Origin of the sequence: Psychromonas arctica DSM 14288, from assembly GCF_000482725.1 — a bacterium.
In the GTDB taxonomy this organism is placed as follows: domain Bacteria; phylum Pseudomonadota; class Gammaproteobacteria; order Enterobacterales; family Psychromonadaceae; genus Psychromonas; species Psychromonas arctica.
Genome location: NZ_AXWP01000001.1, coordinates 353,624 through 370,303, shown reverse-complemented (window position 1 = coordinate 370,303; position 16,680 = coordinate 353,624). Strand labels below are relative to the sequence as shown.

Annotated in this window: 7 protein-coding genes; 1 reads left to right on the top strand and 6 read right to left on the bottom strand. The window is 38.9% G+C overall.

Translation table 11 applies throughout. The features are described 5' to 3' along the window. Window positions 1–2: 2 nt before the first annotated feature. The 6 genes from H592_RS0101595 to trxC all read right to left on the bottom strand — a co-directional run bounded on the left by H592_RS0101595 (window position 3) and on the right by trxC (window position 13,092). Window positions 3–8,213: a type I polyketide synthase gene (locus tag H592_RS0101595; protein ID WP_028867194.1), complete on the bottom strand. Its 8,211-nt coding sequence runs from the start codon at window positions 8,211–8,213 to the stop codon at window positions 3–5. Window positions 8,214–8,252: 39 nt separating this feature from the next. Continuing rightward, on the bottom strand, window positions 8,253–9,089 hold the full coding sequence (locus tag H592_RS0101590; protein WP_051368876.1) for a transcriptional regulator: 837 nt from the start codon (window positions 9,087–9,089) through the stop codon (window positions 8,253–8,255). 281 nt (window positions 9,090–9,370) lie between these two features. Beyond that, window positions 9,371–9,760 (bottom strand): hypothetical protein, encoded by a 390-nt coding sequence (locus tag H592_RS0101585; protein WP_028867192.1) that lies wholly within the window; start codon window positions 9,758–9,760, stop codon window positions 9,371–9,373. Between the two features lies 1 nt (window position 9,761). Then, window positions 9,762–10,478 (bottom strand): DUF6796 family protein, encoded by a 717-nt coding sequence (locus H592_RS0101580; protein WP_028867191.1) that lies wholly within the window; start codon window positions 10,476–10,478, stop codon window positions 9,762–9,764. Window positions 10,479–10,598: 120 nt separating this feature from the next. Then, window positions 10,599–12,197, bottom strand: coding sequence for a CRTAC1 family protein (locus H592_RS0101575; protein ID WP_028867190.1), 1,599 nt, complete (start codon window positions 12,195–12,197; stop codon window positions 10,599–10,601). Window positions 12,198–12,660: 463 nt separating this feature from the next. Then, window positions 12,661–13,092: a thioredoxin TrxC gene (trxC, locus tag H592_RS0101570; RefSeq protein WP_028867189.1), complete on the bottom strand. Its 432-nt coding sequence runs from the start codon at window positions 13,090–13,092 to the stop codon at window positions 12,661–12,663. Between the two features lie 557 nt (window positions 13,093–13,649). On the opposite strand from trxC, the gene acnA reads away from it, so the two are divergent. Continuing rightward, the gene (acnA, locus tag H592_RS0101565) at window positions 13,650–16,382 is read left to right on the top strand and encodes an aconitate hydratase AcnA (protein WP_028867188.1); all 2,733 of its coding nucleotides are present in this window, start codon (window positions 13,650–13,652) and stop codon (window positions 16,380–16,382) included. Window positions 16,383–16,680 lie beyond the last annotated feature (298 nt).

Genomic DNA, 16,680 nt, shown 5'->3' with positions numbered 1-16,680 from the left:
GATTAAGCGCTAGCCTTAAATAAATCACGTAAACTTGCACTACAGGTCACTTCAGCCGCTGTAATTTTACTAATAATACGATTTTCCTGATCAATTAACAAAACATCGCCAAGCACAGATTGTCCTGATTGCTTGATAATGTTCAGTTTGATAAAGAAGTCTTCACCTACTTTAACATCACGGAATAACTGCCACTGTTGCGTGCTAGTAGGCAAACTACCGGCATTCATTATTTTACTCGTCCAAACTAATAGGGCTTGATACACCAAATCATTCGCTAAAACGTTATTATCGGCGAGTGTAAATTCCCCTTGGGCAGCAACAGAAGTAGATTCAATAGCACATTCAATTAGTAATCCAGACTCATCTAATTGATGAACGTATTTAATACCCTGTAAACTTTTACCATGAAATAAACTGCCATCTGAATATAAGGCTTTAGCTTCCGGAGATTGTTTTTTAACACGTTGCGGAAGAATGCCTTGATACATTATTTGCTCTGCATTGGTATTGACGGCAGATTTAAGTAAATTAATGACAGCACGATAATGAAAAAATGGTTTAGCAGATTCTTTTTCACTACTCACAACCACTTCAATCGCAACAGATGCGTCAGACTCTGCAACTATTTTAGTATCGAGCACATATTGTTTAGCTTCTTGCCCATCAAAAACAATACCTTTTAATAATTTAAAGTGCTCAAGACTTTGATAACAATAATCAGGATATAACGCTTCGCAAGTTGAGCGCATCCACGCCATTGCACAAACAGTCGGTAATACCTGCTGTCCATCAATTTTATGGTCAGCAATGAATAAACTATCCCCGTGATTGAAGGATTTTGTAACCCGATGCGTTAAGGGAGTCACTGTTTCACTCACTTTATCTACTGCACTGTTCTGCAAATGCTCAGATTCAGTATCAACTTCAGCACCACTACCCGACATATCAGTGCCCACCACGATCTGTACACAACGATTACTGTTTGCCGCCAATTCACTGGCTAATAACATCGCCCCTGATTGAATAGGAATAATGTACACACCACGCTCATCAAACATACGTTTCAGCTCAGGTGTTACCATGCCGCCGTCCCAAGGTCCCCAGTTAAAACTAAGCACTTGTGCCGCTGGATATAAAGCTTTAAAGCGATAAGCAGCTTTATTAAGAATTTCATTGGCAATAGCATAGTCTGATTGCCCAGGGTTACCATAGAACCCAGCTGCAGAGGAAAATAAAACTAAGTGTTGCAATTGACTTAACTCACAACAAGCTAATAACGCATCTAAACCTTGTATTTTAGTGTTATAAACTTGATCAAACTCAGCCAGTGTTTTTTGCTCTATAAACTTATCTGCCAAAACGCCTGCACCATGTATAACACCAGTGATAGGTCCCCATACGTCACAAATAGGTTGAACGACTTTTTTAAGGTTATCTTGATCACACACATCTGCGCTAACATACTCAGCAATACCACCAAACGCTTCAATACTTTGTAGTGTTTGTGTTATTTCACGGTTTGCTAATACCGGCCCAATCAATTGTTTTATCAATTTAGGACTCGGTTTTTCACCGTTATTGAGTAAATATTGCATTGCAGCTTTCTTTAACTCACTTTCAGTGGCATGACTTAGTGACCAATCATCTTCCTTAGCTTGATAACTTGAACGTCCTAGCAAGATAAATTTACATTGATATTGCTTAGCAATTTCGATCACACAATGCGCCGTGACACCTTTTGCGCCACCACTGACCAGAAAAACTGCATGATGACCTAACTTACTATCGCTGTCTAATGCATAACTATCAGTGGTTTTAGCCACTAATGATAAACGCCCCTGTTGATTAAAACCGACTTCAACCGGTAGCATCTGTTTATCGTTAAGTTCACCCAGTACTATTTTCGCTACTTTCGCTGCGCCGTACTTGGTAGGGACATCAAGAATACGACAGAATACATTATCCCATTCGTGAGCTAACGTTTTCACTAAACCAGATAAACCACCTTGCACAAGATCTGCTTTTTTCTCGACATTATGGGTAGCAAAATCGCCACCTTGTCGAGTTAATACCAAAAATGATGCACGGTCACCATTATTTATTTGATTCAGTTTACTCAACTTCGCTAATAGAAAAGCAAGTTGTAACCCTTTCTTATTATCCGTAGAAAAGGTAATCCCCTCAATCACCGTTTTGGGGTGCAAATAGATGATGGATTGCCATTCGTTTTTGCTTTTTAATAAAGATTGTAATGAATCTTCTATTAAATCAGCCAAGATTAAATGCTCAATATCATCAACAAAACATTTAGTTATACTTTCTTCCACCCATGTAGGGGTAAGTACACTTACATTCCAACCTAATGCAGATAATTCATTTGCGATTAATACACCGCTGTCTAAACCATCATTAACCAGCAGTAAATTTTTGTTTTCAACACTTGAGTCCAAACACTCAAGTGCAGCAAGCTTTTTTATTTCTACCGTCGCACTAGGTGAAGGATTAGCCACAACAGTGGGTTCAAAGTTATTGTCTGCAGCCGTTGAAGGAGAACCGATAGTATGTAAAGGTGTTAAAGTCGGCAACTCAATTGAGCTTGATTGAACGGTATGCATATATTGAATAATTTCGTCTAATGTACGCATTTGCGATAACTGCTCAGCATCTAATTCAGGAAGGTCGGTAATTTCATCTTGCACTGCGCCTAAAATTTCAACACGTTTGATTGAATCAATCCCCAAGTCTGCTTCCATATCCATACCTAATTCCAACATTTCGACTGGATAACCGGTTTTATCCGCCACCACAGTCAGCATCACTTTCTCAATATGATTAAGATCCACTGTTATACGGTTAACAATATTTTCAGCACCGTTTACCTCATTATCATTGCCGTGTGCGCCAGGTGCAGGGTTTGGTATCAACACTGAATGCATATAGTTAACAATTTCAGCCAGAGTACGCATTTGTGATAATTGTTCTGCATCTAACTCAGGCAAGTCACTAATTTCATCTTGCACAGCGCCTAATATTTCAACACGTTTGATTGAATCGATCCCTAAGTCAGCTTCCATGTCCATACTTAGCTCAAGCATTTCAGTTGGATAGCCGGTTTTATCCGCCACCACATTGAACATGACTTTTTCAATATGATTCAAGTCAATACTCAAATAAGCAGTACTATTATCATTATTTTGCGACGTAACTTTGTCATTATTATTGACCGCTAAAGGTTCAATTGTATTGACTGTATTAGGCGTAGTCACTGAATGCATATAATTAACGATTTCAGCTAACGTACGCATTTGCGATAATTGCTCAGCATCTAACTCGGGTAAATCCGTGATTTGATCTTGCACTGCACCTAAAATTTCAACACGTTTAATGGAATCAATACCTAAGTCTGCTTCCATATCCATGCCTAATTCCAGCATTTCAGTTGGGTATCCTGTTTTATCAGATACTACCGATAACATGACACGTTCAATTGCATTGATATCGGTATGATTAGGTGTAAATATAGCAGTTGAATCTACGACATTTGACACTGAGGCATTCAATACGTCATCGTTGGTCTTTATGTTGCTATTCGCATGAACATTTACAGAAGCCATCACCTGATTCATATAAGTAACAATTTCCGCTAACGTGCGCATTTGCGATAACTGCTCGGCGTCTAATTCAGGTAAATCGGAAATTTCGTCTTGTACAGCCCCTAATATCTCAACTCGTTTAATGGAATCAATGCCTAAATCAGCTTCCATATCCATGCCTAATTCCAACATCTCTGTTGGATAACCGGTTTTATCAGCAACGACCGTCAACATAACTTTCTCAATCACGTCGATATCAACCTGAATGACAGGACTAACTTGGCCAGTAACCGATGTCATTACTTGATTCATGTAAGTGACAATTTCTGCTAACGTGCGCATTTGAGATAACTGCTCTGCATCTAACTCGGGCAAGTCACTAATTTCATCTTGCACTGCACCTAAGATTTCAACACGTTTGATTGAATCAATTCCCAAGTCCGCTTCCATGTCCATACTAAGTTCTAGCATCTCAGTAGGATATCCTGTTTTATCTGCCACGACCTCGAGCATGATTATTTCAATCGTGTTGATATCGACAAGGATTGAAGATGTTGCCGCTTCAAAATGCGCAGCAGAGTCGGTTGCGTTGGTAAAATTTTGCTTAATAGGCTCAGCAACCGTTGTCATCACTTCGTTCATATAAGTAACAATTTCTGCTAACGTGCGCATTTGAGATAATTGCTCAGCATCTAGTTCAGGTAAATCAGTAATTTGGTCTTGTACTGCCCCTAATATCTCAACTCGTTTAATCGAATCAATACCTAGGTCCGCTTCCATGTCCATGCTTAGTTCTAACATTTCAGTAGGATAACCAGTTTTATCAGCCACGACCTCGAGCATGGTGGTTGCAATCGCTTGAGCATCAACAGAGGCAACTGGCACTTTAACTAAGTCAGCCGATGCCTTAGTTTGCTGAGGTTGAATAGTTTGGTGTGTTGCATTTAATTGTTGTAGAACATCCAGTTGAGATGGACTCGTACGGGCAACGTCATTTGACTCTGCTATTGCAGCAGAACTATTTGTATTGTTCGATGAATTTTCCACTGCATTATTTGCTGTAATGCTTGATGCGATACTTGATGTAATGTTCGATGAACGCTTAGATGTGGTGTTTACAGCATTATTGTCTAGCGTATTATTTGACTGTTCAGAACCTAATTCAATAGCTGAGACATTGTTCAACATTTGTTGCATGTTATCAGTTTGGTTATTCAAGTAAGTTTCATGTACTCGTAATGTTTCTGTTTGGAAATCATGGTACATAGCTAACGTTCTATCTAAACCGTCGGGCAATTTTTGTTGGCCCGCTTGTGCAGTAAGTACCGTTTTAAAGGTATCAGCATATTGATTTGGGCCTTCTAAATAGGCTTGGTGCACAGATAAAAGTTGTGATTGATGTTTAACAAATTGCTCTACGCTAGTTTCAATACTAGAAGCTAGTTGTTGGATATTATTAGGAGTATTAGTAGATAATTGAGGACTATCTTGGCCTTGAATATTCGCGCCTGTTTGATCAGCTAAAGGCTTACCTTGGCTATCAACATAAACAATTTTTTCTACCACCCTCTCTACTATTTTTTCAACCACTTTTTCAACAATAACTTCTTTAATTTCTGGATCTGCAGACGCTGTTGCTTGTGCCACTTTCCAATCATCAGTTAGCTCATCTTGAAATGCTTTTTTAGTTTTTTCACTAACATAAGAAGCACCCGACAGCTTCATTGCAAGCGGTGATTTTTTAGGTGCAAATGTTGGGCGAGCTACTGCAGAATAAGGGTCTATATTGTCCAGCTCAAGGCCAAGCACTGCCATTTGAATAGCGGCTAAACGTAATTGCAAATCAGAACACTGCTTAGCGTTATTATTGGTTGCAATGGTCACCACATCTTTTTTATCACCTAAAATATTATCAACTAATCGTGTTAATATATTTTTGGGACCAAACTCAACAAAGATTCGGCCACCTGCATCGTACAAGCTATTTATTTCTTTACTGAACTGCACTGATTGTAAAATATGATCTTTTAATGCTGATTTAATCTGCTGCTGATCTTCGCTGTGTGCTTGACCTGTTGCGTTGGAATAAACGGCAATTTTAGGTTTATTAAAAGTAACAGAGTCAATCGCGTCAGCAAAAGGTTGCTGTGCATGCTCAACTAATGGCGTATGGAATGCAGCTGAAACCGGTAATGCAATCACCTTAAATCCACTGTCCATTAACTGCGTTGTTGCAGTTTCAATTGCTGCCGTTGTACCGGCAATAACGGCTTGATTATTTGCATTGTAATTAGCAATGCTCACGCCATCAATAAGCTTAATTTGAGATTCAATGACAATTACATCTCCAATGACTGCCGCCATTTTTCCTGAATCATAGTTACTGTTAAGTTTTTTGTTGTTCGCTTCAGTGTCAACATTCACATCGCTGTTAGGTGCAGCCATCGCTTGCCCACGAGCCATCGCAAGCTTCATGAAGTCAGTTTCAGATAATACACCTGCAGCCCATAAAGCGGTCAACTCACCAAAACTATGGCCTGCGGCAAAATCAGCTTTAAATCCTGCTTGTTTAAAAGTATTGAATAGCCCAACAGAGAAGCTACCAATAGCAGGTTGAGCATACTGTGTCGCTCTTAACGCTAACTCTTGTTGAGCATGCTTTTGCTCATCGAAAACAGGGATAGGATATACAAACTGCGATAAGCTATTTTCACCAGCTTGATGAAACTGTTGGTCTATCGATACTTGACTCGCCATCATACTTGGGAAATGACAAACTAACTCGCGCCCCATATTGACATATTGAGAACCTTGACCAGAAAATAAAGCCACTACTTTTCCAGTTGTCTGCATGCCCTGTTCTCGGTAATAAAGTCCACTAGGTGCTGACCATTCACTACTTTGGTCAATGCTTAATTGCTGGATCATTTGTTGCAACAGTTGGATGGTTTGCTCAATCCCTTTTGCAACAAAACCACAACGAGCTTGTTGCTCAGCAACTTTCTTAATAGGGTAAGAAAGGATCAACTGATTAAGCGCATAAGGTTGTAGTTCAATGTCTACTTGTAATAACGCTAACTCAGTTTGTAAGGTATTAATCAATGCTTGTTTATTATCTGCAGTAAATAATAACGTTTGTGCTACCTCATTTAAGCGGTATGCACCTTGTTGACTTTGTGTGTATTCTTCTAATACTAAGTGAAAATTAGTCCCACCAAAACCAAATGAGCTAACACCTGCTTGACGTTTTACACCATCAGCACGTTGCATCCATGGTCTGGTTTCAGTGTTGATATAAAGCGGTGTATTTTCGATGTCTAAATTTTGATTTGGTTTATCAACATTAATGGTCGCAGGTAACACTTTATGGTGTAAGGCTAATGAAGCTTTAATCAAGCCTGCCGCACCTGCTGCTGCCTTAGTATGACCGACTTGAGATTTAACAGACCCCAGAGCAACATGTTGTTTTTGATCGTTATTCTCACTAAATAGTAACTCTAACCCTCTAAATTCAGCTGCATCACCGGCTTTGGTGCCCGTTCCATGTGCTTCAATTAATCCACAGGTTTTTGGGTCAAACCCAGCATCTTGATAAGCACGTTTTAATGCTTTTAATTGGCCTTCAGGTCGCGGCGCATAAATAGATTTAAATTTACCATCCGATGAACTACCGATACCTTTAATAACCGAATAGATACGGTCACCATCACGTTCAGCATCTTCCAAACGTTTTAAAGCGATCATTCCCACACCTTCACCTATCATCATACCATTTGATTTATCATCAAAAGGACGAATACAATCACCGTCAGTAAACGCGGGCGTTTTAGAGAATGACATGTACATAAAGGGCGAGTTATCACAACAAATACCGCCCGATAACATCATGTCTGAACGATATTCTAATAGGTCTGAGACGGCCATTTTAATGGCTGATAAAGAGCCCGCACAAGCAGCATCAACCACGCAGTTAGTACCGCCGAAGTTAAAACGATTGGCAATTCGTCCAGCAATGACATTACCTAACATACCAGGAAATGAATTTTCCTCCCAAGGGATATAAGCTTTCTTAAATTTATCGACGATAACTTGCGTATCATCTTCACTCAAACCCGATGCTTTTAATACTTTTTCAAGCACAGGCCCTTGTAAGCGAGACATCAATTGTCCCCCTTGTTTTTGGCCACCACCAACGCCTAGCACAATGCCCATTTTATCGCGATCAAAACTACTTTCATCACTCACGCCCGCATCTGCTAATACATCTCGAGCAACCACCAAAGCCATTAACTGAGTAATGTCTGTTAGTTCTAATAAGTTAGGCGGTAAGCCAAATTCCATTGGATCAAAATCAATTTCAGGTAGAAAAGCACCCCGTTTACAATAACTTTTATCCGCTTCTTTTTTGTCAGCAGAATAATAATCATCGATTGCCCATCTATCTTCAGGCACATCTTGAATGCCATTCACAGAATTGACGATAGTATCCCAAAACTGTCCCAGGTTTTTACTTTCAGCAAAAACCGAAGCCATACCAACAATTGCAATCGGCGTTTCTTGCAAGCGAGAGTTGAGTCGCTTATCTGACGCAGGGTTGGTGGTTTGCTTTTTTGACATTATTTTCTCCAATGGCATTACTATTAATTTGCTAACTGTTTACTGTTCAGTTAACAAATGAAATCTGCTTAAAAATTCATTATAATTTGCCGCTAATAAACGGCGGATATGGAACGGCGCGTGCTTCAAAACATATTGCATATAACGTCTAGCAGCATCGGCTTCATCGTCTTGATATAAATCCACATAAACCCATTGGCTATCAAGGTCATGTGCAATCAATAAACGATGTTTCTTGATTTTATTATCGCTATGCTTGTTACTTAATTTTTTATCAAGTTCAGGCAAAGTTGTTACACTCACTTGCACCACGTCAGAATAGGTTAAATGACGGGTATTCGCATTTCTTGCTTGATCCGCAAGTTTACTGCTTTTAGGAGTGTTCGCATCTTCCAAACGTAATTGATTTAATACTTCCAACATGGCTTGTGGATTCACCACTGAACTCATGACTTTATCGGAATTATTATCCTGAATCGCCACCGACACCTGCTGCTCTAATTTGATCAATTCACCAGCAGGATCGATATCTGCCAATTTTGAAACACCATGACGTTTTAAACAACGCTGTAGTCCAGCACGAGAGGTGTTTGCGTTAATAAATTGGCGACAAACTTGTAGTAAACCATCAAGTGACAACATCAATCTTGTACGTAATTGCACGACAACGTATTGTTGTTGTAAGGTCAGTGTTGTTTTCGAATTTTTTGGAACATGAGAGGCATCTTCTAGAGTTTCGCGTTGACGCCACTTACGCACCGTAGATTCAGATATTTTTAACAGACGCGCTAATACCGCCGTAGGCAGTTCAGATGCACGAATAAAAGCTCTTATTTCTGGGGTAGTTGTCGCGTTTTTATGCTGTTTGGCGGTCAATAGAAGATTCACTAAAACGAAAAAGTATGCCTAATATACACAGGTATCATGCCCTATACAATCTACCGATACCTATATATTTTTATAGTCTGGTCAAACACGCACTTTTAGGGATATAACTTAAAATAAAATAGCAATAAGATAGTCACAACATTGCCTAGAAAACCAAAGTACCTGTCATTTAAAAAGTTTTTGCTTTTCCTTTTCCTTTTAAACAGTGGAAATGGAACAACTTACAACTCCCTTCTATATATAAAAAGGCTTAGTTAAGAATATGAGTTTTAAACTTTTAAAGCATTTATTTTATTAAGCAATGCAAAAAGTACCGCCACCAGCATCGCAAAACTAAGTGATACATAACAGAGTGCAATGCCCATGCTACCTTTAGGGCAGATATCACCCTGGTTCAATTCAAATACACTGCCCACAAATGCCAGTAACACAACCGGTGTCCACCCTGCGATGAAAAACCATTTAGCCTTATTATTGTGTGCTAATAACGTTGCGCCAAACATTAATAAATAACCCAGCGTCACCAGATAACAAGCGGGAATATTAACAACCGTTGGACAAGGTGCAATATCAGTTACGGTCAAATAAGAGACAGTTAACGCACCGTATAAACCGATGCTCAACAAAACCATTAAAATTACTTTTATTAGTCGCTGCATATTAATTATCTTTTAAATATTTTAAGTTAGACCTAGAGTGTTTATATGCACGATGTAATGCGTAAAGTGAGATAGAAAAAACAACCAAATGCACTACATTCATCGCCGCGGGTAATAACCACACACCAATACTTAAGCCAGTAAAGTAAGTGCTAAAGATAAGCCCTAATAATAAAGCAGGACTGAACAAAGCGACCCAACGAGGGTAAAGCGTTTTACCGATCACAATCCGCCATATCCATAATATAGACACGACCACCATTGCGAGACGTAATGCATTAACAAGCGGCTCATTATGTACGCCAAATTCACTTAACAATGACTGTAGTTGAAGTACGATACTAGGATCCGTTGTCTCGGCTATTTCATGGGCAGTAAGCGCCAAATATATTCGACCTCCTAACCAAGCATTGCCTACCATAAAGGCATAACCACCCAATAATGTAATGATCCAACCATGTGTTTTACTCCCACCATGGATAAACATTTGTCCAAGATGCCAATAACCTAAAATATACAAGGGTGCCGCTAAAGTACTAAAAAAATGCCCTGTGGTTAACTTATCTTTAGTGACATTTGCAAAATAACCATAGCCTTCTGTTTCATAACCGCCGAGAGGAGAAAACTGTAATGTAAACTCTCCAATACCAACCAACAAAGCAGCCAGAAATCCAGCAATTCCCGTTAGCAATAATGTGTTATATGTTTTTTTATCCACCGTTTAACTCTCTTTTTAAGTGTGTATATTGCCTATAATTAGTAAGATGATACTGTCAAACTAAATCAGTAACTTAAGCTAGCTCGCTAAAATTAGCGGTCTAGAATGCGGGCTCTAAAACTAATATTCTGACAGCTTAATAGTTGAGTCAACTTTGGGTGAATCAATGTTCACGGTCTTGCCACTCTGATACTTCACTTGTACTGATTTAATTTGTGTCTGCTCTCCTAAACCAAAAAACACATCACTAGTTTGATCCGATCCTAAGCCTTCGCTGCTATAAAATTGATTGGTGTAAGTCTGACCATTATTCATCGTCAATATCACCAACGCTCCGATAGAGTTTGTCTCATCTTTAAAGGCAACCTTAAGCCAATGCCGAGTGCCTCCTTTGTTAATAAATGCACGTAATTTTCCATTTAAATTACCAATCACTGCATCAGGCCAACCATCTTGATTAAAATCTGATACCACAGTAGTAACACCAAAATGCTTATTACTAATACCAGCCACCTTTTCAACTGGTTTAAATGAGGTTGATTCGTATTGTTGTAATAGATTACCGGGGTAGAGATCTAGATGTTCAACACCTGGGAAACGAATATAATTCTGAGTAATTAAATAATCAGCCAATGTATCGTTATTAAAGTCATAAGAGACGAGCCCCCAACCAAACCCGTATTTTGCAGCATTATTTTGTAACGCAGTATCTTTAAAATTAAAGTCGCCTTGATTCTCTAATAAAATGTAATCTTTATTTAATGTTTGTTGTTCTGTTAAATCACCTCGTACTAGAAAGTCAGGTAAGGTTTTACCAACATTACTAAAGTACAAATCCATTAAGCCATCATTATTATAATCACTAACCGCAATGCCCATTGGGTAACTGTAAGTAACGGGCAGTTTGATACTTTCAAATGTTAAGTCGCCGTTATTTTTAAAGATGCGAACAAAGCCAGTATCTTGAGCAACGACTAAATCGCTTAACCCATTATTATTTAAATCCACAAGAACTGCGGTAAAAGTATTGTGTTGTTCATACACACCAGAAGCTTTTGTAATATCAGTAAAAGTATTGTCACCGTTATTTAAGAGTAAGTTACTAATGCCGCCATATTCTTGATTAAAGATCGTTTCACCTTCAACATATTCAGGTCGAATATAGTTAGACACATATAAATCCACCGCACCATCATTATTAATATCAGCAAATGAAACCGATAATGGCAGTGATTTTTTATCTAAAGGAAAGTCTATTTTCTTTCCCGTAAAACCTGCTCCGGTATTTTCATAAAAATAGACACCACTACTTCTTGTAACAAACAGATCCACTAAACCATCGCTATTCGCATCGATCGATGATGCGCCATAGGTAGGATCGTTATCGTCTTTGTCGAACCAGTTTTCAGAAGGGATACGCACTAACGTATTATTGACATATTTTTGTAAGCTATCTTGCTGTCCAATCCCCCCACCAACAAAGATTTCATCGACATTATCGTTGTCTATATCAATAGCAGATAAGGCCATAAAAGGTAACGCAGCAACAAAGTCAGATTGATGTGTGAATTCGGTACTAATTTCACTAAAACGTAAGTCCGTTTCACCTTGCTCTTGTTCAGCACCTTGTATGACGTAGGTGACTATCTTTGTAAAAAAGAATCCAACACAAATTAAAAGGCCAATCACAATCAGCAATATTTTCATCCATTTATTCATAACTCTCTCCGGTTAATTTAACCATTTTATGCTTCCCTTTAAGCCTTGTTATCAATAAGACCCGAGCAAACACTTTAATCATTCAAGTTTTTAAAATTGATTAAAGTGTTGAGTAAAATAGAGGTCTTTGTAAACTTAAGTTTTTATAGTATGGAATAAAGAGTAGGTTAAAAATTGAATAAAGCAGAATCAATACAGCATTAATTAAAGAGGTACGGTAAAGGTTTATGATGTCGAGTACGGATTATCGAATATAGGCGAAGGCTTGTCGCCATTGAAGGCAAACACAAACAAAGGCTGACTAGGATATAGTGATGTAAATAAACAAAGTAAAATAACAACAAACCAAACCTGAGGGCTTAGTTTGTTGCTATACAAAATGATTCCCCCCCATTAAAGCGTTATAATGGATTACTGTTAGCAGTAGCTAAGTAGACTGTGCCTAACGCCCTTGCAAATTAATTTATTTTAATAAGGCTTGCGCCAACCATGATTTAAATTGCGCAGCGGGTAAAGCACCGTTTACTGTATCAACTATCTTACCCTGTTTAAAAACCATTAGAGTTGGAATACTGCGAATATTATATTTTGCACCTAATTGTTGTTGGTCTTCGGTATTTACTTTCACAAATAAAACGGACATTTGCTGTTTTGCAACTTCAGTAAATGTTGGCGCAAAGTTAATGCATGGACCACACCACGGCGCCCAAAAGTCAACGACTACGGGTTTTTCACTATTAATCAACGCAGCTAAATTGGCATCGGTACCTTCAACGGGAGCACCTTGCAATAAATCTTTTTTACAACGTCCACAGCTTGGGTTCGCATCAATTCGATCAATGGGTAAACGATTCATTGAATGGCAATGAGGGCATCTAGAAGTGATTATATTCATTATTATGTTCTCTTTTAAGTCGATGGTTCAAAATTTATTTACTTGAATGAACTATTTTTAAATAGATGAATTATTTTTTTATGCCTTTCTCTTATTCTCAATTTCTTGGTTCATTCAATACTTTACTGATAAGTACTTTATTAAAGCATTTGTTTAAAACTACTCCTTACGATAATGCTACTTAAAATACAGCGAGGTTTAAAGAGAGGAAGAGAATAGTGCAGACAATTAATACGAAAATAAGTGTTATCTCGCTTTATTCAAAAATATTTACAACATTTAAGAAGCAAAATCTACAGATTACTAGCAACGAGCTTCACCTTACCTATGTATATCCGTTAAGCCTTGATCTGTGGCATTTAAATTTATTCATTTTACCACTTACTCATTTATTATTTTGAATGACAAGGAGTAATCTAATTGCCATTTTGTGAAGTGTATTTCATTGATGTTTATTAGATTTCTGCTACCCCCTTAATTTTATTGTGGAATATGATAGTGTACTTATCTTGTACTTAGCGTTATTCATCAAATGTAATTTTAATGGAGAACTACTCATGGCCACAACGACACAATGTTTAAAACAACTTCAAATTAACGGTAGCATTTACAACTATTATAGTTTTGATGCATTACAAGATAAGTATGACCTATCACGCTTACCCTTTTCCGCAAAAATATTATTAGAGAACCTACTACGCCATGCAGAACGAGATTTTGTTCAGCCAGAGGATATTGAAACGTTAGCAAAATGGGACGTGGATAACTGGCAAGATACTGAAATCGCTTTTGTTCCTTCTCGCGTTGTTCTTCAAGATTTTACAGGTGTGCCTGCGGTTGTCGATTTAGCCGCGATGCGAGATGCTATTGTAAAAATGGGCGGAGAAGCAGATAAGATCAATCCACTAAACCCTGTTGAACTCGTTATTGATCACTCTGTAATGGTAGATGTCTTCGGCCAAGCCGATGCTTTAGAGCAAAATACAGCCATTGAATTTCAACGTAATGGTGAACGTTATAAGTTCTTACGTTGGGGACAACAAAGCTTTGATAATTTTAAAGTCGTCCCTCCTGGTCGTGGTATCGTGCATCAAGTCAACCTCGAATATTTAGCACGCGTGGTGTTTAAAAATTCCGAACAAAACAATTTGTTATATCCTGATACTTTGGTTGGTACAGACTCACATACCACCATGATCAATGGTCTTGGTGTTTTAGGCTGGGGAGTTGGGGGCATTGAAGCTGAAGCCGCTATGTTAGGCCAACCAGTCACCATGCTATTACCTGAAATTGTGGGGTTTGAATTAATCGGAAAATTACCCGCGGGGACGACTGCGACGGATCTCGTATTAACGGTAACAGAACAGCTACGTGCAGCAGGTGTTGTGGGCAAATTTGTCGAATTTTTTGGTGAAGGAGTCAATCAATTAACTTTAGCAGACAGAGCAACCATTGCCAATATGGCGCCTGAATATGGAGCGACCTGTGGTATTTTCCCTATCGATCATCAAACCATTGATTATTTACAATTAACCGGTCGTAGCAGTCAAGATATTGCACAAGTTGAGGGTTATTTAAAAGCCATGGATATGTGGGGTATAGAGTCGCAAAAGAATGCGGTTTATCACAGCCGATTATCATTACAACTTGATCAAGTCGTCCCTTCTATTGCAGGCCCTAAACGACCTCAAGACAGAATATCACTGGACCAAGCAGGATCAGCCTATCGTGATTGGTTAGCATTACAAAAAGGACCACAACAAGCGGAGCCTGATCAAGCAAAAAGTGGTTTTGAAAGTGAAGGAGGACAAGCGTCCACTATACTGCCCGCGAGCGATGGTCGTGCTGGAGTTGCTTGTCAATATAACGGTAAAGACTTTATTTTAAAACATGGTTCTGTTGTCATTGCAGCAATCACGAGCTGTACTAATACTTCCAATCCCTCGGTATTGATTGCAGCAGGTTTATTAGCAAGAAAGGCAAGGCAACTCGGCTTAAATGTTAAACCTTGGGTTAAAACTAGTTTGGCACCGGGTTCACAAGTGGTCACTGACTATTTAGCGAAAGCTGGTTTAAACGAAGATCTCGATGCGCTCGGATTTCAGTTAGTAGGTTATGGCTGTACGACCTGTATTGGAAACTCTGGTCCTTTACCGACTGAAATTAGTGACGCAATACACCAAGGGAATTTGTCCGTTACTTCCGTATTATCAGGAAACCGTAACTTTGAAGGACGTATACACCCCGAAATACAAGCTAATTATTTAGCGTCACCGCCTTTAGTGGTTGCCTACGCATTGGCAGGTAACATGGAAATAGATATTACGACCGAACCCTTAGGAAATGATAGCACTGGTAAGCCTGTATACTTACAAGATATTTGGCCAGATAATAACGAAATAAAACAGGTGATGGAAAAAGTTATTGATAGCTCAATGTTTATATCCCGTTATGCTGATGTTTATAGCGGTAATAAAGATTGGCAAGCATTGGACGTTGTACAAAGCCAAAAATATGACTGGCCAGATTCGACCTACGTTAAGCTCCCTCCTTTCTTTGCTAATATTACTGCTGAAGTACCAGAAATTACTGATATTAAGAATGCACGCTGTTTGTTAAAACTAGGTGATAGTGTCACAACAGACCACATATCTCCAGCCGGTTCTATTGCGCTTGATAGCCCTGCTGCAGCCTACTTAGAAAGTGAAGGTATCGCGGCAAAAGATTTTAACTCCTATGGCTCTAGACGAGGTAATCACGAAGTCATGATGCGAGGCACTTTTGCGAATGTACGTTTACGTAATTTATTGGCCCCGGGCACCGAAGGTTGTTGGACGCGCATGATGCCATCCGGAGAACAAATGAGTGTATTTGATGCGGCGATGCAATATCAACAACATAACATTGCTTCCATTGTGTTAGCGGGTAAAGAATACGGTACAGGTAGCTCACGTGACTGGGCGGCAAAAGGACCTGCATTATTAGGCGTTAAAGCCGTCATAGCACAAAGTTACGAGCGAATTCATCGCTCAAACCTTGTGGGTATGGGTATTCTACCATTACAGTTTATGGAAGAAGATAGCGCCGATTCTTTAGCGTTAACCGGAGAAGAGCAATTTACTATTCCAGCGGTCAGTGCAGGACAGAAAACGGTGCGAGTAACAGTCACTGCTGAGGATGGAAGTGCACGAAGCTTTGATGCACGCATTCGAATAGACACCCCCAATGAGTTTAGCTATTACCAGCACGGTGGCATCTTACACTACGTGCTTCGTAACTTATCTGCTTAGCAGGTTATTATTGAAGTAGCCAGTTTGTAAGTGATTTAGAAAATGGCGTGTTTAGCTGCTTATTGCTTAGCAGCTAAACACTTGTCCAGTTAGGTAATTATTAACTAGTGAAACGATTAAGCAGTTGAGCACTTAAAAAGCTGAATAATCAAACACTTAAATAAGCGTCCGCTCATGATATTTGCTTATCGATTGATAAAAATACAGATACTGACGTAGCAAATCATTTACCTGTTTTATTCCATGAAAGCATTATTGAAATTTAAGAAATCACTGAGTATTGCTAAACTAGAAGCAA